A 21,610-nucleotide genomic window follows, 5' to 3' on the forward strand; every position below is an offset into this window, starting at 1 on the left:
CCTATCACCCACAAATTATGGGTTTTGACCATTTTACTGAGTGAGTGAATAATTACTTACGAAACTAATTAAAAATTGAAATTATTATGGCATCACCGAAGAAAGTACTAATTATCGTTGAAAATCTTCCAGTTCCCTTTGATAGACGGGTATGGATGGAAGCAACTACTTTGCAAAAAGCCGGGTATGAAGTTAGCGTAATTTCACCTACAGGCAATGGCTTTGATAAAGATTACGAAATTATTGAGCAGATTCATATTTACCGTCATCCTCTACCACCGGAAGAAAGTTCTGTCATTGGCTATCTCCGAGAGTACAGTTGGGCGATTAACTGGCAATTCCGTCTAGCTCAAAGGGTATGGCGAGAGCGTGGTTTTGATGTCATACATATTTGTAATCCACCCGATTTACTTTTCTTGGTAGCAGCATGGTTTAAATTATTTCATGGTATATCTATCATCTTCGATCATCATGACCTCAGTCCGGAAATGTATGAAGCTAAGTATCGGCGGCGCGATATTTTTTATCATGGATTACGCTGGGCTGAACGCTTGACCTATGCCACAGCAGATATGGTAATTTCAACGAACGAGTCACACCGAGAGGTGGCTCTTAAGCGTGGGCATAAGAAACCAGAGAAAGTATTTGTAGTTCGTAGTGCGCCGGATCTTTCGCGCTTTCGCCGAATGCCTCCAAACCCCAATTACCGTAGAGGTAGAAACTACTTGATAGGTTACATGGGTGTCATGGGAGAACCAGAGGGTATTGATTATCTCCTAAGAATGGTATATTACATCGTCCACAAAAAAAATCGCTCTGATATTCACTTTATGCTAATTGGTAGTGGACCTATGGCAGAAAAGCTCAAGGACTTATCTAAAGAGTTAGAAGTGAATGAGTTTGTAGAATTTACAGGGTTTAAGCAAGGTGAAGAACTTTTAGAGCGGCTTTCCAGCTGCGACGTGTGTGTAGAACCTTCTCCAACATCTGCTTATAACGAAAATTGCACCATGAATAAAATCCTTGAATACATGGCAATGGGAAAAGCAATTGTCCAGTTTGATTTGCGAGAGGGAAGACGTTCTGCACAAGAAGCATCTCTTTATGCAAAGCCTAACGATGAGGTGGAATTTGCCGAGAAAATTTTGGAACTTCTAGATTCTCCTGAACACAGAGACAAGATCGGAGCCGAGGGGCGACGCAGAATGGAGGAGATTCTTGAATGGCAATATCAAGCTCCAAAACTGTTAGATGCTTACGATAAAGTTTGGCAAAGTAGATAGCTACTTTGCCAAACTTTCAGAATTACTATATTAAGTAAGTGGGTTGAGTAATAAGTAGATGTTTATGGTCAAAAATTACAAATTGACTAAAGGTCAAGTTTTTTACTTGAACTTGAAATTTTGGCTTTGCCTAAGATAGTTGATCGGACAAGGAATATAGCCGTATAATATCCGAGGAAAAAATCAAGCCTTTGATAATCCAGAAATAAATTTGAATTATTAATGGTTGATAGGTAATGAAAAAAACTTTTAATTGAACGTCCTGTTACTAAAGGGTTGATTATGGGATGGCAGTTATAGTTAGGACGTACTTAACTCACCTCAAATCCCAAAATTAACAAAGTTGCAATAAAGGTATACTAGCCACCGTTACACATTTGTAAGAAATAGGAACTAAATTTTAACTTAAATACTCTATACTGCAATACAGTTCAGTTAAGCACTTCTTGCTTGTTTTCTTTGCTTCTTTGGCGGTTCGTTAAAAAAATGATAATGATTTTGATAAACAGTTAAGCTTTAACTGAACCCTATTGGTATATGCTATATTTTATATTGTAAAATTATACATAATCAGTATTGTCAATTGCACTGGTTTGTGCCTGTTATAAGTCAATTTTTAGTTTCTTGCTTAAGACCTGTACTTGGGAAGATTTATGTCAGAAAAATCTATGGAATCTAGAGAATCTATTGATTTAGACCTTAATCGTTACTTGTTGATATTGAAACGATGGTGGCTACCGGCTTTCAGTGTATTTGTGGCGACAGTTATTCTGAGTGCCATATCTACACAATTTCTGAAGCCAGATTATGAAGCGGAAGGAAAACTTTTATTTAGGGTTCCCAGTTTTAAAGTCGCAGGCAATAATCTTTACCCTGATACCTCTGAAGGAGGAGACGCAGGAGATTTGAAACCATTGGTAGCAACTCAAAATCCCATAAGCAGTCAGATAGAAGTTATTTCTTCCCCAGCTTTATTACAACGGACAATAGACAAACTACAACTTAAAGACAACGATGGTGAACCTCTCGAGGTAAAAAAACTACTAAAACTCCTGAACTTAAAAGTTATTGGTGGGACAGATGTATTGCGTATTTCTTATAAAAGTCACAATCCTGAAGAAGCAGCGGCAGTAGTCAACACAATTATGAGGTTTTACTTAGAAAATGATATTCTGACAAATCGCTCTGAGGCAGGAGCAGCTCGTCAGTTTATGGCCAAGCAACTTCCTACAACTCAAGCTGCTGTTAATAATGCAGAAGTAGCGCTACGTATATTTAAACAAAAGCATCAGATTGCAGATTTATCAGAGGAGACAAGATCAGCTGTTGCGACTATTGGAAATCTAGATAATGAGATGAATACTGTCAAGGCTCAACTAGATGAGGTAAATGCTCAAACCAATGAACTGCGGCAGAAAGTAGAGCTAAATTCTCAAGAAGCGATCGCTGTGAGTGCCCTCAGTCAGTCACCAGCAGTACAGGGAATTCTTACACAACTCCAAGAGACCGATCGCCAGCTAGCGGTTGAGCGCAGCCGTTTTCTAGATGACAACCCTATAATTATTAACCTAGAAGCAAAAAAGGCTAATTTAAAATCTCTCCTGCAACAGCAAGTTGGTCAGACTGTTGGCAATCAAACACAAGTTCCCCAGAGCCTATTGCAGATTGGAGAACTCAGACAAAGCCTGATACAAAACTTTCTGCAATCAGAAATACAACGTTTTGGGTTAACTCAAAGACTCTCCTCTCTATATAATTCTCGCGTCAGCTACGAACAGCGAGTGAAACTCATACCCCAACTGGCACAAAACCAGCGGGAGTTAGAACGGAAAGTTGAAGTTGCAGAATCGACCTATCAAACTCTCTTGAAAAAGGTTCAAGAATTACAGTTAGTTGAAAATACAAATGCCCCTAGTTCTCGAATTATTGCTCAGGCTTTAGTGCCCAAAGATCCTACATTAACTAAAACAATAATTGTTTTGGTGCTAGGAGTCATGTTCGGTTTATTTTTTGCCACCACAACTGTACTCTTTCTCGCTATGAGAGATAGATCTCTAAAAACACTTAAAGAAATTAGAGATGTATTTCGATATACTTTGCTAGGAATTGTTCCTTTATCTGTTAAAAAGCTTCGTTCCCGTTATTCAAATGCAGAATCCACATATCAAACAGTCGCCGTCAGGGATACTCCCCACTCTTTAACGAGTGAAATGTACCGGATGATTCAAGCAAATCTGAAATTCTTAAGTTCAGATAATTTGCTCAAAACCATTGTGATAACTAGTGCAGTTCCTAAAGAAGGCAAGTCTACAGTTTCAGCTAATTTAGCAGCAGCGATCGCTCAACTAGGACGTCAAGTTTTACTAATCGATGCAGATATGCGAGTTCCTTCTCAGCATCATCTCTGGGAACTAACCAATGAAGTTGGTTTGAGTGAGGTTCTTGTAGGTCAGGCTGAATTTGAAATTGCCGTATCTAAGGTAATGGACAACCTTGATGTTTTAACTGCTGGGGTTAGACCTCCCAACCCACTTGCTTTGCTTGACTCAAAACGGATGGCATCACTCATTGAGAGTTTCTCATCTCATTACAAGTATGACTTTGTAATTATTGATGCCCCTCCACTGCTTTTGGCGGCCGATGCTTTGACTTTAAGCCAAATGACTGATGGTATTTTGTTAGTAGCGCGACCTGGAGTAATTGATTCCAACAGTGCTAATGCTGCTCAAGAGATATTAGAGAGATCCAATTACAACGTTCTAGGTTTAGTAGTTAATGGAGTCATTGATAAAAATGAATCTAGTAGTTATCGATATCATTCTCACGAGTATTTTAAACCAAGAGAGTTGACAAAAGAGCTTAAGGGATTGGCAAAGAAATAAAGCTTCCAAAAAATCAATCATTTTAGGAGTTACATCAAGTCCGGATAAATATTTATTAATAAAGACTGACGCTAAGACGCAAGAAGTTTTAAATAATAATCAATTAGCCGGACTTAGAATTATATAGTGATCCTAGATAAGATAAGGTATATGCTTTACCAGTATAGGAAAAGCTATATTAGGAGCTATAGATAATTCTCAGGATTGGTAGTCCGATTTCTTCAGGTGTTGCCACTCCACTTTAATTGGGTTTATTAGGATTTTTCCTTGCCTCGAAAGTAACTCCATGAACAAAATCTGATTCATCTAAATACTTCAGGTCTATTTCTCCAGTAGCCACACATAATTCCCGCATCTGTATTCTGCTTGTTTCTGCGATCGAGCTATAGGATATTTTTTTACCTTGTGGCTCTTCCTCGCCCGTTTCCAATTGGGTTGTAGACAAACAAATATGTATGTATAAATAAGAACTTTACCATACAACCCAATGGCGTACTTTTAACTACTACCGCATTTCGTATGCTCCTCTATCGGGAGACACACGAAGTTTGCCTTGAATATCTTCTGGCACATCCTTCCACTTTAAACCACTATTAATTGCCGGACTTGTTGATTTCAATCTAAAGTCACGAGCTGAGGCATTAACAAACTGTGGATCTGCAATCATATCGTTAGATCCTGTAATCTTGATCGTCGAATTATTGGGATAAACATTGTAGTTATAATTGACGTTGACATTTTTCATATTGCTATTCGCAGCATTACCAGGGGAAGGATACATGATGTTGTTGAAAATTTTGACATTAGATGAATAACCCGCATAAATTTCGCCCTTTCCCTTTTTTTTAACATCTGGACTTTGCTGATTAAAATATGCCGTGTTGTTGATAATATCGACATTCTGACTATCATGGGAATGAATACCTGAACCGCCATTCTTGTAGGTGAGATTGTTAGCAATTAAAACCCGTCCTCTATATCCTTTTGAAACATCAACAATAATGCCATTACCATCTGTGATCTTTCCGGCTTCAATCCAAGGAACGTACATTCGATTGTTGTAGCTCCTGTTATTGGTCACAAATATCTTGTATCCCTGGTTGTTGTCAGAGCTCCAATTATTAAGCATGGAAATGCCACTGCAACCATAAAGTGTGTACCAAGAGTTATTGAAAACAGTGTTATTATCCACTTTCACATAATCAGTTTGGATTGCTGAGATACCTGCTCCTCCACAATCATGCACTTTGTTGTTGAGAATATTTATGTGATGAGAACGACCTTTGTTTCCTCCTTCAATGCTTATGCAACTTCCGTTAGTAAGCGGATTTGATCTGTTATACTTCTGACTTAACGCATAAGAAAGGGTGATATTAGCATTGTTCCCTACGACCTCCAGCCCGTTAATCTCGATATATGAAGCTCCATTTGAAATCGAGATACCACTCCATGTATTGTGCTGAATTTTTGGAAAATGCCCAGGATATGCTTTATATTTAATCCATGCATTTGCAGTTCCAGAACGTCTAATACCTAGTACAGCCCCATCTTTGGGCCCATTCTTGTATTGTCCGTTCATAATAAGTACCGTGTCGCCAGGATTAGTAAGGTTTGCTGCCCTTTGAAGTGTCCTAAAAGCGGATGAGGTAGAGAGTCCGCTATTTCTGTCGTTTCCGTTACCACTAACATAGTATGTTGTCGCAGTTGAAATACGACTGATCAGCTTGCGGTTAGGTAGTGGTATTTCCTGAACAGTGGATGGCTGAGGAACATCTTTAAATAAAGACTGTGTTATTCTCTGTCCTTGAACCAGACCTGTTAATGCCCAGGGAAGTACAAGAGATGCGCTCAAACTGAGAAAACCGAAACCATGAATCATCATAGGGAAAAATAGGGTATGTTGCAAAAACTCAGTCGTTAACGGTCAGTAACTCTAGCCTTAGTTAATAACCCAGTATTGGATATGGTCGTATCACTGCCACTGGTAAGTTTATACACGGTTTTATAGGTTTAAACCTGCGCATTTTTGCCTAAATATGGCTGAACCACCTTTTGAGCTTGTGTTCCAAAAAATCGCAAACATCTGATAGAATCACTGAATAAAAAATATCAGTATCCAGAGTTACCCTATTCATGAACACCAAGCAACCGTACAAATGGCGTCATTTCCAATTCGACATCATTCTACTGTGTATACGCGGTATCTGTGGTTAAAATAGTATATCTGTCATCAATTAGTTAATTTACTTAAATAATTCTTATGATAATAAGAATCACTAGATGACTAAAAATCAGTTATAGAGTAGTATTTGCGGAATCTGGTTTCTAAAATATTCTCATTATCATAAGAAATCCGAGTACCTACAATAAAGATTTCAAAAGCCTATCAATGCAGATTATGAAGTTAGAGTAAGAGTTTTAAAGTTTCCAGTATTTCTCTATGAGTAATATTACTTAAAATTACTATAATGACGGATATATATAAGTAGTCAGATAGCTTAGAATATTGGCAAATTAGAAGAGAGCGGCTGTCAGAGTATTTATAGCAGACTTGTCCTAACACTATGAAACTGCTATAAGCTGCTATAAAACACAATTTGCAAAAAGCGATGCCTTTTGAAGCGTTTGCTATGTATAACTTGCTTTTGATTAAAGGATAGTGCAATTTTAGGGACGAAGAGGGTTGGCCAACGCCCCCAATTTGCATCTATCTCTTAAACTAGAGTCCGAATAAGTTCAAAAGATTAAAGATAACACCTAGAGGCCCAGTTATAGTGTTGACGGTATCGCCAGTCTTAGCTGAACCAGATCGGTTGACTACTACAACGTCATTATTGCGGAGTATGGGATTAGTTTGCTCATTAATCCCAGCGGAGAAATCCACTTTTACTATACGTTTAGTGACAGAACCATTAGGGTTGAGGCGAATCAAATCAACAGCCTTACTACTAGCTCTGGCATCATTAAATCCGCCAGCAGCGAGTATAGCTTGATTTAAAGAGCTATTTGGCTGAACGTCTGTTAGACCTGGTTTTTTAACTTCGCCTACCACACCAACCTGAATCCGTGTAGGAGATAAAGTAGTGGTAGCTAATTGAGTTGCTTCTGCGGGGTTAATTTCAGTTGCCGTCGGAATAACAATCGTATCTCCGTCTTGCACAATGATGTCTTGATTGGCATCACCGCTCTGTAAAAGTTGCCAAAGATTAATATCTATAGATTGTTCTGAGCCAGTTCTTGTAGGTCGGCGTAGCTTGAGATTACGCACATCAGCTTGTGCTGTAATTCCGCCAGCTAATTGAATTACCCGTGTCACATTTGGTAAACCAGTGGGACTGGCAGTGCCACTGTTAGGGGTTGCGCCCACTTGGCTATCTGTATTACCTGGGGTGACAAGATACGAACCAGGACGGTTAACTTCACCAATAATTGTTACTGTGCGGGGTGTGGTTTGACTGGCGGCAAAGTTGGATGCAAATATATTGCGAGATTCTGCGACGTTGAAGTTGGTTGCTGTTGGCACAACTATAGTGTCTCCATCCCGCAAGGTAATATCCTGCGATAACTTGCCTGTTTGAATGAGTTCTTTCAAATTGAGGGTGACAGCTTGCTCTGAAGAACGTCCTATTCTACGCCGTAATTGAACTTGAGTCACATCCGCAGCTAAAGTCACTCCCTGTGCTGTTGTTAATGCGGCTAATACAGTGGGGTATTGTACGCCTGGATTGTTCCCAGCGCCTCCGCTCAAGCTTAGAGTGTAAGCTCCAGGACGTGTCACCTCTCCAGCAACGAAAATATTGATGGGACGAGGCGATAATAGATTGACTGAGATCAAGGGACGTTTGAGGAAGCGAGCATATCTTCTAGCTATTTCGTCAGAAGCTTGTTCAGTTGTTAGCCCTAGTACTGACACACTGCCAATTAAAGGTAAGTTGATTGCTCCACCTGGGGGAATTTGGTATTCACCTGTATATTCAGGGACTTCAAATACATTTACACGGATGAGATCGCCGCCTCCTAATGAATAATTAGTATCTAATTGTGTTTGTGTAGTTGGTGGTAATGTTTGTCCCTGAGCTAGACTGGCAGATGACACAGCAACATTGACAGCAGTTAACAAAGCCATACCTACAGCTGGCTGAATTAGGAATTTAAACAAACTTTTGTTAAGCATATTTACCTGAGACTCTGAAACTACGATCAATAAAGTACTGTCTTAACATTTTTATTTTGACTATACCTAAGTATTCAAGTTACCCGACACTCTTATTTTCCTAGAAAAGTGTGATTTTCCGGAGGAAATTTGTTTATTGAACTTAAATTTTTAGTGAAGTTAGCTTAAAGTTAATGTTGCTTGAATAGAGTAATATCAAAAAATATAGGATTTACGCAAATAAACCCAGTTTCTACAAGAAACTCTCTGTTAGCCAACAATCAAGTAGTCACAAATAAATTTTTCTTGTCCGAGTTAATTTGATGACATTTAAAATATTCAATGAGTAGTAGGGGACTACTAAAATTAGGAACAAGTTCATTAAATAAATACAAATAACCTTCCAAAGATGTCGGAATTTTATTTTTTGTAGGTTGCGTTGGACAAAGAGAACTCAAAAAAGCAGAATTTTGGGTTTTGTTCTTTAAGGCAGTCGACAATTTACTATTTGGCAACAAGACTAATTCAAGGAGTTGTTTTTTCTTTGGATTTGTTGAATAAAAAATTCTTCTAGAGAGTGACGCGATAAGTTCATGGCGATAATTTTACCTTCCATAAGACGAAGACTGGCAAGAAAATCATAATAATCATCTTGTAGTGTACCGTGCCAGGAACCATCAGGCTCAAAGATGAGAGTGGGTATCCATTTTTTGAGAATTTCCCAGTCACCACCTTGACCTTTGACGTGATATGTGTTTTTTCCGCCTAAGAGTTCATTGAGGGAACCAGAGCAAATTAGTTCACCTTGAGCGAGGATGGCAATGCGATCGCAAATCTGTTCTACTTCACTCAGAATGTGGCTGTTAAAAAAAATCGTCTTACCAGCAGCTTTGAGCGCCAGGATAATTTCTCGCATTTGGTAGCGTCCCACCGGATCGAGACCAGACATTGGTTCATCCAGAAAAACTAAATCTGGCTCGTTAATTAGCGCCTGTGCCATACCAACACGCTGTAGCATTCCTTTGGAATAGCGACGCAGCAGCTTTTTACGGGCATCGGCTTGGGATAAACCCACTAATTCCAGTAATTGGGGAATGCGCTGGCGTTGGACACTTTGGGGAATTTGGAATAACCCAGCGGCTAACTGCAAAAATTCCCAGCCAGTGAGATAGTCATACAGATAGGGATTTTCTGGTAGATAGCCGATATGTTGCTTAACATTGCGATCGCCTATGGGTTTACCCAACAATAATCCTCTTCCAGAGGTGGGATGAATAATTCCCAGCAATAATTTTAAAAGGGTGGTTTTACCAGCACCGTTAGGCCCCAGCAACCCAAAGGTTTCGCCTTGGTAAACCGTTAAAGAACAGTTTTTGAGAGATACGACTTTTTGATTTAGCCAAAAACCAGTGCGATAGACTTTTCGCAACTCAGAAGTTAGAACTACTGGCGGAGTGTCTATCGTATTAGGGTGAGAATTACGGTCATCTGCAACAGACTTCATCTCGGTTAAATCACTATTTATCAGCTTGGTATTAATTAAAAATTACCCGGTAGGCTGATAATAACCATCACCAAGCTGTGTGTCAATTATCTGAAATTGGGGACTGGGGAAGAAGCAAGGGAGCAGGGAGCAGTGAGCAGGGGAGGCAGGGGAGCAGGGAAGGCAGGGGAGCAGAGGAGAAGAGAAGTTATAGTAAGTTTTCTCCCCTCTGCCCCTCTGCCTCTTTTCAATGCCCAATGCCCAATGCCCAATTTGACTCCTTTCATAGAACTCCCTTAGAACTGGGAATTAAGCCAGCACGTCGAGGGTCAATTTCCACCGCTAGCCGTGTTGCTCTTGCAAAAGCTTTAAATGTCGCTTCAATGATGTGATGGGAATTAATGCCATCCAGTTGTCGAATGTGCAGTGTCATTTGACTATGGTTCACCAATGCCACAAAAAATTCTCGCACCAGTTGGGTGTCATAGGTTCCTACCCGCTGAGTAGGAATTTGCAACCCGTAGCTGAGGTGAGGCCGTCCAGAAAAGTCTAGCGCTACCTGAACTAAGGCTTCGTCTAGTGGTGCAAGAAAATTACCAAAGCGGACAATACCTTTTCTGTCGCCTAATGCTTGGTTAAAAGCTTGCCCTAAAGTAATGCCTACATCTTCGTTGGTGTGATGATCGTCAATTTCCCAGTCTCCCTTGGCTTGGACATCTATATCAATCAGCCCGTGGGAGGCAATTTGATGCAACATGTGATCCAAAAACGGAATACCTGTTGCTGCTGTGCAAGTTCCTCTACCATCCAGGTTGATGGTAACTTGCACATTAGTTTCACCAGTGGTGCGGTGAACAGTGGCAATCCGAGGGGTTTCAGTTAAGCGATCGTAGTTTGAATTAACTTGGCGATTGGTTGTTTGCATGGGGAGTGGAAAGAGTTAAAAGTTAGGAGTTATGAGTTATGAGTTAAAAATTTATAACTCTTAACTCCTCACTCCTAACTCCTAACTTTATCGCGTCACATTCCCATAATTTCATATCCTGCATCTACATAGAGAATTTGTCCGGTAATGCCGCTGGACAAATTACTACACAAGAAAGCCGCAGCGTTGCCTACTTCTAGCTGAGTGACGGTGCGTCGTAGGGGAGCTACTTCTTCTACATGATGAATCATATCCAAAATCCCACCCACTGCTGAAGATGCCAAAGTACGGATGGGACCTGCGGAGATGGCATTGACGCGGATATTTTGTGGCCCTAGTTCAGCAGCTAGGTAACGCACACTCATTTCTAACCCCGCCTTAGCAACTCCCATGACGTTGTAGTTGGGGATTGCTCTAACACCACCTAAATATGTCAGGGTGACGATGCTACCTCCCTCCGTCATCAAAGGTTTCGCTGCACCACTTAACTGCACTAGCGAGTAGGTACTGATTTCTAAAGCGGTGTTGAAGCCAGAACGAGAAGTTTGGCTAAAATCTCCACTCAAATCGTCTTTGCTGGCAAAGGCCAGACAATGAATGAGGATATCTAGCTTTCCCCACTGTTCGCGGATTGTCTCAAAAGTAGATTTAATTTGGTATTCATCTTGGACATTACAGGGAAGAAATAAGCTCGGGTTGAGGGGTTCTACCAATTCCGCAACTTTTTTCTCCATTTTGCCGCGTTCATCCGGCAGGTAGGTAATACCCAGGTTTGCTCCAGCTTTATGCAGCTGTTGAGCGATGCCCCAGGCGATCGAGCGGTTATTGGCAATACCTGTAACAAGGGCATTTTTTCCAGTCAGATTTAGCATAGAAATTGTTAATGCGATCGATCATTAGGAGCATACTAGAATCTGAGGCACGTTTTGTCTTTGTTTTATACAGGATTGACAAAAATGAATATTGATAAGGGTGTTTGCTGTGACAAAAATCTTGATTTTTTATAAAGATATTCTCAAGATATCTTTATTTGTTCTTCAAAAAACCTTTTGAATACAGCTATTGGAACTACTTATCAACAAGTTGTAGCTGAAAGGATCAACAATTATGTATCATTATAAACAAAGAGTTATGAAGAGATTAGTTTGAGTATAGGAAAGTACAGAAAGGTTGACGGTGCTTTATTCATTTTTCGGGTGTATTCTTAGGTAATCAGTTTTTGTTTTTCCGGCATTGGGTAGGGGAAGGGAGATGATCGTGACACAAGATAAAGCCCTAGCAAATGTTTTTCGTCAGATGGCGACCGGGGCGTTTCCGCCAGTTGTGGAAACGTTTGAACGCAATAAAACGATCTTTTTTCCTGGCGATCCTGCCGAACGAGTTTATTTTCTTTTGAAAGGTGCTGTTAAACTTTCCAGGGTGTACGAGGCAGGAGAGGAAATAACGGTAGCGTTGCTGCGGGAAAATAGTGTTTTTGGTGTATTGTCATTGCTGACAGGAAATAAGTCGGATCGGTTTTACCATGCGGTTGCGTTTACTCCTGTGGAATTACTGTCGGCACCAATTGAACAAGTGGAGCTAGCACTCAAGGAAAATCCAGAATTATCAATGTTAATGCTGCGAGGTCTGTCTTCGCGAATTTTACAAACAGAGATGATGATTGAAACTCTCGCCCACCGAGATATGGGTTCTAGGTTGGTAAGTTTTTTGTTAATTCTTTGTCGAGATTTTGGCGTTCCTTGTGCAGATGGGATCACTATTGATTTGAAATTATCTCATCAAGCGATCGCAGAGGCAATTGGTTCAACTCGTGTTACCGTTACTAGGCTATTGGGAGATTTGCGTGAGAAAAAGATGATTTCTATCCACAAAAAGAAGATTACTGTGCATAAACCTGTTACCTTAAGTAGACAGTTCACATAAAAACAATTGGAGAAAGGGGAATCGGCGCGTGTTGTATTTTGAAAAATGACACTAATAGCTAGAGGTAAATCTAAAATTGAATAATTTCAGCTATTGCCAATTTCCACTTCTCCACAGAGAATGCTTAAAAGTAGTAGGCTGTATCTGGAAGGATTTCGGTAGCTAAAGATGACCACCGGATACATCCTCATCGCAGCAATTTTGATTCTGGGAGGCGTAATTGCCACCGTTGGCGATCGCATCGGCACACGAGTTGGCAAAGCCCGCCTCTCACTTTTTAAGCTTCGTCCAAAAAACACTGCCGTACTAGTAACAATTTTTACTGGTGGTTTAATTTCAGCATCAACTTTAGGGATTTTATTCGCTGCCGATGAAGGCTTACGAAAAGGAGTCTTTGAGTTAGAAGATATTCAAACAGACCTCAGACAGAAGCGGGAACAGCTAAAAACCGCAGAAACTCAGAAAAGTCAGGTAGAGGGTGAGCTAAACCAGGCAAGAATTGCCCAAGCAAAGGCACAACAAGACTTGCAGGCAATTAATCAATCCTTGCAGGCGGCAAATGCTAAACAGAGGCAAACACAAGCTCAGTTAAACCGCACAATTAGTCAACAAGCCCAAACCCAAACTCAACTCCAACGCACTCAAGGTCAGCTAGATCGAGTTGTAACTCAATATCAAAAAGCCATAGCTGAATTGCAAAGCGTTTACGACCAGAGAAAGGCACTACAGGCGGCAGTTGAACTACTGAAGACAGAACGTCAACGGCTTTATGCGGAAGCTAAAAAAGCCATTGACGAAGCCAAAACAGCAATTGAAAAACGCGATCGCGAACTTGCCAACCGTCAAGAAGCCATAGAACAGCGCGATCAAAAAATTGCCCAATTGGATCAACTAATTCAAAAACGTAATGTAGAAGTTGCAGCACGAGAGCAAGTGATTGCCAAACGGGAATCGCGCCTCAAAGAATTGGAAGCACAACAGGAGGAACTAGAACAAGAAGTTGCCAGGCTGGAAAAATATTATCAGTCCTACCGCGACCTACGTTTGGGTAAGCTGGCCTTAGTTCGTGGTCAAGTTTTGTCCGCTGCTGTAATTCGTGTTACTCAACCTGCTGCGGCTCGTCAGGCAGTGATACAACTTTTACAAGAAGCCAATCGCAACGCCAACTTCGAATTAAGCGAGCCTGGTGCAAATCCGGCAAATGTAGAGCTACTGCGCGTAACCCAGGATAGGGTCGATCAATTAAGCAAGCAGATTGAGGATGGTAAAGAATACGTCGTGCGAATTTTCTCTGCTGGTAATTACGTCAGGGGAGAAAAGCAGATAGAATTTTTCGCGGATACAGCCCAGAATCAACTGGTTTTTTCGGGAGGCGCGGTGCTAGCCACAACTACTGCTGATTCCAAAACTATGACATCTTATCAGTTACAGCAGCGGTTAGAAATACTAATTTCTGCTTCCCAATTTCGTGCCCGTAATGCCGGAATTGTCGAAAATGTGCAAGTAGAGGGGACTTTTCTGCGCTTTGTCAGCCAACTAAGACAGTATAATCAACCCTTGGAGATCAAAGCGATCGCAGCAGAGGATACTTATACAGCCGGGCCATTGAGAGTAAAATTGGTGGCAATAGTTAACGGAAAAATTATTTTTAGTACTTAAAAAATTATTTGCACACTGTTATTAGTAAGATTTAAACATATTGAACAGCAGTCAAAATAGTTGCTGTAGCTGCATTTTTTATTTAGCAGACACTACGCCTAGCAAGATTCCTATAAAGGCACATTTCTAATTTTTAATTTTTAATTTATTATGAATTTCCGTGAATTTTCGCCAACGCAACCAGTCATCTTGGGGTTTGATCCAGGTCGAGATAAGTGTGGTTTAGCGGTGATGGGACTGGATCGGCAACTGTATTATCATCAGGTGGTGTTAGCAAAAGAGGCGATCGCTACTATTGAAACACTGCGTCAAAGGTTTCCGATCTCTTTGATGGTCATGGGCGACCAAACTACAGCCAAACAGTGGAGACAGAAATTATATCAAGAATTGACAGAACCGCTGAGTATTATCTTAGTGGATGAGCGCTACACAACCTTAGAAGCACGCGATCGCTATTGGCAAATGTTCCCGCCCAAAGGGCTAATCAAGCTATTGCCACAGGGTCTACGACAGCCACCAAGACCTATAGATGACATTGTTGCCATCCTCTTAATCGAAAGATACTTAAATCGCCTCACGGAATCAACACTAAGCAGTCAGGAGTGAGGAATTAGATCGTTAACTCCTAACTCCTAACTCCTAACTTTTTACTTTTTACTTTTAAAGTTCCGCCCGAATCGTAAAAGCATAGTCTCCTCCAGGCTCTAGCTGATAATCTTGTTGCTCCAAAAATCGACCGAGGGGTTCTTTGATTAAGGCGCGACCTTGGGAAGGCTTGACGGCAAGTTCTCCCCGGCGAAAATGCCACTGGAAATGCCACTCAAACTCACCCGCATTCACTTCACCTTCTAGGAAGCCGTGTTGCCAGGATTGGCGGGTAATTCTGACATGGGCAATGGTTTCTGGCAGACGTTTTGCACTCACAATGCTTTATGTCAAGTGTGGAATAACAGCCGATGATGTAGGCTATTTATTTTATTTACCAAACATATCTTAATTAGACAAACTGACAAAGTGGGTATTTGTAGTTGACTAGGTTGTGTTTATAAGCAAGATGACTTCAGCATCCTGAAATCGCGCATCACCTATAGCTTAAGCAAGCTAGGCGTAGCGTCTTATAGAGAAGCGTTAGCGAGTCTTACTTCGAGAGTCATAGTTCGTCATAGAGATTGGCAAATAAATCAAACGATAAATGCTAATTTTTCGTTGCTTTAAGCGATCGCATTTCAACTACTGGTACATTTCAGGAATCGTTCTCTAGCTTAAATACCCAAATTAGCTGTGTCTAACATTCTTATCATAATTGTGTCGCTGAAAGTCTTTGTTGCGAAGCCCACAGTATATTTATGCCGCAAGATAGCTGTTTTTTGAATCTATATGTACTTCAAATGTTGGGCAAAAGTACCTGAAGCATACAATAAATTAAAAACTACAGATAAAAAGGTTTCGTGAATTACGTATAGACGCTTGTACGATCGGGCTGTGCTACAAGAACAACTATGTCGAACAGCAACGCCTAGAAAAACAGAGAGAATGTCTGGTGGAGTCTTCATAAGAAACTAAACGAGCGGCTTTTTATAAGTTAGTAGCACTAAGTGCATTTTCATAAATAACTTTATATATTTTGGTATTTTATTTTAGTTTTGCTGCCTAAATAATTTGTCAATAATGATTTAGATATAACTATTAGTTGTTACTATTTTTGTGATGTTCAATTCCCTAACTCAAGTAAGATGTGCGCTCACTCTTCAAATCGATATTATATTTATTAAAGGTAATTTCCAGTTTACGTAATGAGGTAAGTAATGGCAATTCAATTGAAAGTTCCAGATATTAAAGGTGATGAGTGCGCCAAGAAAATAACTAAATCTATTCTGACTATGGAATCTGATGCCAAAGTAGATGTAAATGTTGATACTAAAACTGTAACTGTAGATGCTGCGGCTTCTGAAGAGTCAATTAAACAGATGGTTCAATCTGCTGGTTATACTATAGAGGGCTATTAATTAAATTTCTAAATTTTCTAAAAAATTTAGAGGAAATAATTCAGCCAGCACAATTAATTAATGATATTTACGTCCGATTTGCGGGCGTAAATATTAATAAGTTAGTCTACTCGATTGTAACTATTCCTTCTCTGACAGCATGGCAAAAGTATATAAATATTGGTAAGCATCAATAAAAATTAAATTCACTTCTCCTCAAGTCTAAGTACTAGGGAGGATTTATGATGAATAACTAACTGATAGATAATTGGGTCAGAAAGCTATAGTTAAAAGCATGGAAACCAAACAGCTAGGAAAAACTGGTATCTTTGTAAGTGCGATTGGTTTGGGTGGTATGCCCATGTCAATTTCTAATCGCCCTCCTGAATCACAATCAATCCAAGTTATTCATCGTGCCTTGGATTTGGGTATTACATTTATTGACACTGCCGATTCTTACTGCAAAGATGAGTCAGATAAGCACCACAATGAACAGCTAATTCACAAGGCACTTAGTAGTTACAAAGGCGATGTTAGCCAAGTGATTGTAGCAACTAAGGGCGGGTTGATGCGTCCCGATGGTAACTGGACAAGCAACGGCAACCCAGAACATTTGCGCCAAACAATTCGAATCAGTTTTGAGGCATTGGGTGGTGCGAAACCCATCGATGTATGGCAATATCATTCTCCCGATACTAATTACACTATTGAAGAATCCCTTGCACCAGTTAAAGAAGCAGTAGAGGCTGGTTTGATTCGGTTTGTGGGAGTTTCTAACTTTTCCGTTGAACAAATTAAGCGGGCGCGGGATGTCGTGGATATTGTCTCGGTGCAGAATCAATACAGCCCTTGGCAACGACAGCCAGAAAATGACGGTGTATTAAAGTATTGCGAACAGCAAGGATTGACTTTTTTACCTTGGAGTCCATTTGGTGGTAGGCGTCGCCATCAGGACTTGCAAGATATTTCTGCGATCGCTAAATTAGCTAAAGAAAAAGGCGTGTCGGTATATAATATCGTCTTAGCGTGGTTGCGTTCTAAGTCAGCTGCTATTTTGCCTATTCCTGGTGCTAGCAAGGTTTCTAGTATTGAAGACTCAACACAAGCCATCAATGTGAAACTATCTGATGAAGAAGTGCAAAAAATTGATCGGGCAACTTAATTATTCGGCGTTGGTAATTAAATGTATGGATCTGAGTATAAAGGCGTTGCAATGTAACGTTTTTACAAAAATTTTGAAATCACGCAAAACGATTTTCATACCTAAATTTAGCAACGCCAATTATTCTACTGGCTAACGTAAATGTGGTAAAACTTGCCTATAAAACAATACGGTTCAGTTAAGGCTAAAACTCTGTTATCCAAGTCAATTTTTTAACGAACCGCCAAGGCGCAGAGGACGCAGATAGAAGAAAGAGAAGGAAAAAATTGCTTAACTGAACTGTATTGGCCTATAAAAAACACATGATATTAGAAACACACCGCTTGCTAATGCGTGATTTTATAGAGACAGACTGGCAGGCAGTTTTTACCTATCAATCCGATCCTTTGTACTTGCGTTACAACTACTGGACACAACGCACACAGAAAGATGTTTGCGAATTTATCCAGGTGTTTATCGATCAGCAAAAAGAGCAACCTCGGACTAAGTTTCAGTTAGCTGTTGTCCTCAAAGAACAAAATCGGCTGATTGGCAATTGTGGCATCCGTGTAAATGACCCGGAAATGCGAGAAGCAAATATCGGCTATGAACTAAATACTCAATATTGGGGACAAGGTTATGCAACAGAAGCAGCACAAGAAATTTTAAAGTTCGGCTTTGAAGAATTGAGAATGCATCGGATCTGGTCTTGGTGTGTTTCAGAGAATGTTGCTTCTGTAAAGGTATTAGAAAAAATTGGTATGCGTCGTGAGGGTCATCTGCGGGAAAAAGAGTTAATCAAAGGCAGATGGTACGACAACTTTCTTTACGCTATCCTTGACCACGAATGGAAAGCGAACTAATACTGCTTCTATGAGCTACCTCAGAGACAATATCATAAATTACTGAGAAATTGAGGGTAAGACAAGTTAAGAGGGTCACAGACATGACCAACACTATCCTCAATTTCCAAACAGCTACCGGACACGAAGTCTTAGCAGCTGCGGGTAAAAAATATCTCCGTCCTGGTGGACGAATAGCCACCGAAAAACTATTTCAGTGGGCAAACTTTCAGCCTGGAGAGACAGTTTTAGAGCTAGGTTCTAGCTTTGGATATAGTGCGATCGCTTTAGCAAAAAAGTACCATGTCAAAGTAGTAGGCATTGAAAAAAATCCTGATAGTGTAGCTTGTGCGCGTACTAATATCTGCGCTGCTGGGTTAGAAAATCAAGTCGAAATAATTGAAGGTAATATTTTCAACCTAGAAGCAATCCCAGGAAAGTTTGATTATGTATTGGCAGAAGCCATTCTCACAATGCAATCCCCATTGGGAAAAGCCAAGATTTTAGCTGAAATTCATAATCGACTCAAACCGGGAGGTAAATTTCTCTCCCATGAACTGTTAGCCAATGACAAAGAAGAACAAATTCGGGTTGACTTAGCACGAGTAATTCTAGTTAATTCTACGCCGCTATCAGAATCCAACTGGACTACGGCTTTTGCAACAGCAGGATTGCAAGTAGAGAAATGCCAAACTGACTCAATGAATTTATTGAATTTAGGGCGGATATTTCAAGATGAAGGTTTTTTCAACACAACTCGAATTTTGTGGAATATCTTAACACAGAGAGATATCCGCAAGCGGGTTTTAGAAATTCACCAAGTTTTTCATAAATACCAACACGAATTAGGCTACATAGTTTTGTGTGCTGTTGCCCAGTAACGTACAGCAGAATTCAGAATGGGCTACGCCCCGCTGCGCTAACAGCAGTAAAACATACTTTATATCTGGGTAACAGACTTAGTTTGTGTCTTTTTTACGATTCATCATCTCAAAATACTATGACCAATTCAATCACAACTACTCCATCTTTCATTACTCAACTCCGAGAACAAATTGAATATCCCAGTGCGGGAGTTTTCAGCAAAGTACTGCTGAAAGATAACGCTTGTCAATACACTTTATTTTGCCTAGCAGCTAACACTGATATTTCTGAGCATACCTCTATTCGGAATGCCACCATCAATGTAATTGATGGCAGAGGTCTACTCACTTTATCGGGAGAAGATATTGTACTTGAACCTGGTGTTTTCGTATTGATGCTTGCTAAGGCACCTCATGCTTTAAAAGCTGAAGAAAACCTAACATTTCTACTCACCCTTTCCGAGAAAGTCACAGATAAAAATTAGTTAATTTTGGAGTCTAAAAAAATGAAATCGCTACTTTTAACTTTTGCTAAAAATTTAAACTTTTCTGAAACTCAGTTGGAAAAAATACTATCACAACCTTTAACTGAAGTTCTCAATTCACCTGGATTGCAACAAGAATTAAACAGCTTAGATACCAATTTGCTTAAGAAAACCTTGCCCACAGCAGGAGGAGTTTTAGCTAAGGAATTACCACCTTTTTATAACTGGCTAAAAAATGAGTTGGGAGTAAAGCGGGTTCCTGATAGTCCCGATCACACAACAACATGGGTAATTGGTTTCGTCCATAATCAAGAAAGTTTAACTCATTTAGTTGAGTTACACCGTCCAGTACCTCGTCTGGCTTTAGAAGCTTCTGTTCCTCGCTTGATAGGGATATCCTTGGTGTCGAAGATGCGCAAATTCGGCAGGAATGGCAAAAAGCGATCGCGGCTCTATGTTTAGTTTTAGTTGTTGCTGCACGCGAACAAGATAGAGCATCTGTAGCAGTCTGAATTGCTGGGCGTACATCTGTACGCCCTGACTAATCGGTAGAGTCGATGCCCGGTATTATCCGGGGCACCTCTCTGTTAAATCTGGGCGTGCGACTTTCACCGCACCCAGCTTCCGATGTTCTCAGCTTGCGCTTTTGCTCATGTGTTTGTAATCGTGGCAACTCTCATGAGTTGCTTCAAGATTATTTTTCTTCCAGTTGGCGTGATTTCCGTCGATGTGATGCAGGTGAACCCGCTCTTCATCGATGAACTTTAAGCCGCAGGATGCACATTTATGGTTTTGCTTCTTAAGGGCTTTAGAGGTTTCACCGTCGTAGAGCTTACTATTACGTTCGCTCCAGTAGGCTGTATCTCCGTCATAGGGGGATTTTACTCCTTTGACTTTGACGTGTTTATTTTCGGAGTAGGGAACTGCTGGGAATGCCTTGTCTAGTAATTCCTTGCTAGAGTAGCGGTTTTGCTTGGTTTCCTTGTTGAATACCGTGTAGGCTCTGTGGCTCATGAACCAAAGTGATAACTTTGACCCGTCCATCTTGCAGAACTTATGGTAATTTCTCCAACCTCTAACTACCGGGGCTAATTTCTCAGCCTTTGTGGTAGCACCATAATTCGAGTTGTTGACGATGTGTTTTACTTTCTTACGGAATGCTTTGAAGTTGTCCACTGAGGGGATGCTTCTGAACTTTCCGTTTTTCTGGACTTTGAAGTGCCAGCCGAGGAAATCAAACCCATCTGTCGCGGCGGTAACTTTGGTTTTCTTTTGGCTTACATTCATTCCGCGTTTGCGGAGGAACTCGCTGATTCTTTCAAGTATCTCTGTCGCATCATCTTCGGGTCGGAGTATAATAACCATGTCATCCGCATACCGGATTGATGGTTCTATGATTGACTTATTTGGGGTCTTGTCGTGTACCTCGCTACCTAGTTTGTAGTTGTAGTGGTATCTGTGCATACTCTCAATCCCGTTGAGTGCAATATTTGCTAGTAAGGGGCTGACCACTCCCCCTTGTGGGGTTCCTTGTTCAGGAAATTCTGGATTTACCCCTGCCTTGAGGTATCGGAAGATACCGAGTTTTAAGCCTTTTGGAGCAATGAGTTCGTCCATTATTGCTGAGTGATTAATCCTGTCGAAGCACTTCTCGATATCGAGTTCTATAACTCGTTTTTCTATTCCATTGGACTGGGATCTAAGGTTTTCAAAGATGTACTTTTGTGCATCATGGGCAGAGCGCCCAGTTCTGAATCCGTAACTCCTGGCGTGGAAAGTGGCTTCGTGTGCTGGTTCGAGTGCATATTTTGCGAGGCATTGCCAAGCTCTATCCGCGATGGTAGGTATTTTAAGCATTCTGGTAGTTCCGTCCTTTTTGGGGATGGGGATTTCCCTTAGTCCTTGATGTTTCCAATTTCCACTATTCATTCTCAGTAGTTCTTCAAGGTTGAAGCGTTCTTCAAATGAGAGGGATTTCTTACCATC

18 protein-coding genes and 1 pseudogene are annotated in these 21,610 nt (G+C 40.6%); 11 read left to right on the top strand and 8 right to left on the bottom strand.

Translation table 11 applies throughout. From position 1 onward, the window contains the following. Positions 1-86: 86 nt before the first annotated feature. Complete coding sequence (locus HWQ43_RS04765) at positions 87-1,283, top strand: glycosyltransferase family 4 protein (RefSeq protein ID WP_292730810.1); 1,197 nt, start codon at positions 87-89, stop codon at positions 1,281-1,283. 653 nt (positions 1,284-1,936) lie between these two features. Beyond that, the gene (locus HWQ43_RS04770) at positions 1,937-4,165 is read left to right on the top strand and encodes a polysaccharide biosynthesis tyrosine autokinase (RefSeq protein WP_292730812.1); all 2,229 of its coding nucleotides are present in this window, start codon (positions 1,937-1,939) and stop codon (positions 4,163-4,165) included. Positions 4,166-4,406: 241 nt separating this feature from the next. Here the strand turns inward: HWQ43_RS04770 and HWQ43_RS04775 are convergent, their stop codons facing one another. The 6 genes from HWQ43_RS04775 to fabI form a co-directional block, all read right to left on the bottom strand. Continuing rightward, positions 4,407-4,610 carry a hypothetical protein gene (locus tag HWQ43_RS04775; RefSeq protein WP_292730814.1) on the bottom strand — a complete coding sequence of 68 codons (204 nt, stop codon included), beginning with the start codon at positions 4,608-4,610 and terminating at the stop codon, positions 4,407-4,409. Positions 4,611-4,670: 60 nt separating this feature from the next. After that, positions 4,671-6,047: a right-handed parallel beta-helix repeat-containing protein gene (locus tag HWQ43_RS04780; protein WP_292730816.1), complete on the bottom strand. Its 1,377-nt coding sequence runs from the start codon at positions 6,045-6,047 to the stop codon at positions 4,671-4,673. An 837-nt stretch (positions 6,048-6,884) separates the two neighbouring features. Further along, entirely contained in the window at positions 6,885-8,339 is a 1,455-nt protein-coding gene (locus tag HWQ43_RS04785; RefSeq protein WP_292730818.1) for an SLBB domain-containing protein, read from the bottom strand. Positions 8,340-8,838: 499 nt separating this feature from the next. Further along, positions 8,839-9,822 carry an ABC transporter ATP-binding protein gene (locus HWQ43_RS04790; protein ID WP_292730820.1) on the bottom strand — a complete coding sequence of 328 codons (984 nt, stop codon included), beginning with the start codon at positions 9,820-9,822 and terminating at the stop codon, positions 8,839-8,841. Between the two features lie 262 nt (positions 9,823-10,084). After that, the gene (gene hisB, locus HWQ43_RS04795) at positions 10,085-10,726 is read right to left on the bottom strand and encodes an imidazoleglycerol-phosphate dehydratase HisB (RefSeq protein WP_292730822.1); all 642 of its coding nucleotides are present in this window, start codon (positions 10,724-10,726) and stop codon (positions 10,085-10,087) included. Between the two features lie 95 nt (positions 10,727-10,821). Next, positions 10,822-11,598: an enoyl-ACP reductase FabI gene (gene fabI, locus HWQ43_RS04800; RefSeq protein ID WP_292730824.1), complete on the bottom strand. Its 777-nt coding sequence runs from the start codon at positions 11,596-11,598 to the stop codon at positions 10,822-10,824. Between the two features lie 379 nt (positions 11,599-11,977). Here fabI and ntcA point away from each other — a divergent pair, with 379 nt between their 5' ends. From ntcA to HWQ43_RS04815, 3 genes are all read left to right on the top strand, one after another. Continuing rightward, positions 11,978-12,649 carry a global nitrogen regulator NtcA gene (ntcA, locus tag HWQ43_RS04805; RefSeq protein WP_094347373.1) on the top strand — a complete coding sequence of 224 codons (672 nt, stop codon included), beginning with the start codon at positions 11,978-11,980 and terminating at the stop codon, positions 12,647-12,649. 168 nt (positions 12,650-12,817) lie between these two features. Beyond that, positions 12,818-14,308 carry a DUF3084 domain-containing protein gene (locus HWQ43_RS04810; protein ID WP_292730826.1) on the top strand — a complete coding sequence of 497 codons (1,491 nt, stop codon included), beginning with the start codon at positions 12,818-12,820 and terminating at the stop codon, positions 14,306-14,308. Positions 14,309-14,458: 150 nt separating this feature from the next. Further along, positions 14,459-14,914: a Holliday junction resolvase RuvX gene (locus HWQ43_RS04815; RefSeq protein ID WP_292730828.1), complete on the top strand. Its 456-nt coding sequence runs from the start codon at positions 14,459-14,461 to the stop codon at positions 14,912-14,914. A gap of 54 nt (positions 14,915-14,968) precedes the next feature. On the opposite strand, the gene HWQ43_RS04820 is transcribed toward HWQ43_RS04815, so the two are convergent. After that, the gene (locus tag HWQ43_RS04820) at positions 14,969-15,232 is read right to left on the bottom strand and encodes a DUF3146 family protein (RefSeq protein WP_118171445.1); all 264 of its coding nucleotides are present in this window, start codon (positions 15,230-15,232) and stop codon (positions 14,969-14,971) included. An 881-nt stretch (positions 15,233-16,113) separates the two neighbouring features. Between HWQ43_RS04820 and HWQ43_RS04825 the strand changes: the two genes are divergently transcribed. The 6 genes and pseudogenes from HWQ43_RS04825 to HWQ43_RS04850 all read left to right on the top strand — a co-directional run bounded on the left by HWQ43_RS04825 (position 16,114) and on the right by HWQ43_RS04850 (position 20,136). Further along, positions 16,114-16,314: a heavy-metal-associated domain-containing protein gene (locus HWQ43_RS04825; RefSeq protein WP_099104264.1), complete on the top strand. Its 201-nt coding sequence runs from the start codon at positions 16,114-16,116 to the stop codon at positions 16,312-16,314. Between the two features lie 274 nt (positions 16,315-16,588). Beyond that, a complete protein-coding gene (locus tag HWQ43_RS04830) occupies positions 16,589-17,455 on the top strand; it encodes an aldo/keto reductase (protein WP_292730835.1) in 867 nt (288 codons plus the stop codon). 302 nt (positions 17,456-17,757) lie between these two features. After that, positions 17,758-18,297: a GNAT family protein gene (locus HWQ43_RS04835; protein WP_292730837.1), complete on the top strand. Its 540-nt coding sequence runs from the start codon at positions 17,758-17,760 to the stop codon at positions 18,295-18,297. Positions 18,298-18,380: 83 nt separating this feature from the next. Further along, the gene (locus HWQ43_RS04840; RefSeq protein ID WP_292730838.1) at positions 18,381-19,157 is read left to right on the top strand and encodes a class I SAM-dependent methyltransferase; all 777 of its coding nucleotides are present in this window, start codon (positions 18,381-18,383) and stop codon (positions 19,155-19,157) included. Between the two features lie 119 nt (positions 19,158-19,276). Further along, on the top strand, positions 19,277-19,624 hold the full coding sequence (locus tag HWQ43_RS04845; protein ID WP_292730840.1) for a cupin domain-containing protein: 348 nt from the start codon (positions 19,277-19,279) through the stop codon (positions 19,622-19,624). A gap of 21 nt (positions 19,625-19,645) precedes the next feature. Next, positions 19,646-20,136 (top strand): annotated as a pseudogene (locus HWQ43_RS04850) (hypothetical protein). A gap of 121 nt (positions 20,137-20,257) precedes the next feature. Here HWQ43_RS04850 and HWQ43_RS04855 read toward each other — a convergent pair. Beyond that, positions 20,258-21,610, bottom strand: a 1,353-nt coding sequence (locus tag HWQ43_RS04855) for a reverse transcriptase domain-containing protein (protein WP_292730842.1), incomplete at its 5' end; no start/stop codon positions are given.

Origin of the sequence: Nostoc sp. JL31, from assembly GCF_017114965.1 — a bacterium.
In the GTDB taxonomy this organism is placed as follows: Bacteria; Cyanobacteriota; Cyanobacteriia; order Cyanobacteriales; family Nostocaceae; genus Nostoc; species Nostoc punctiforme_A.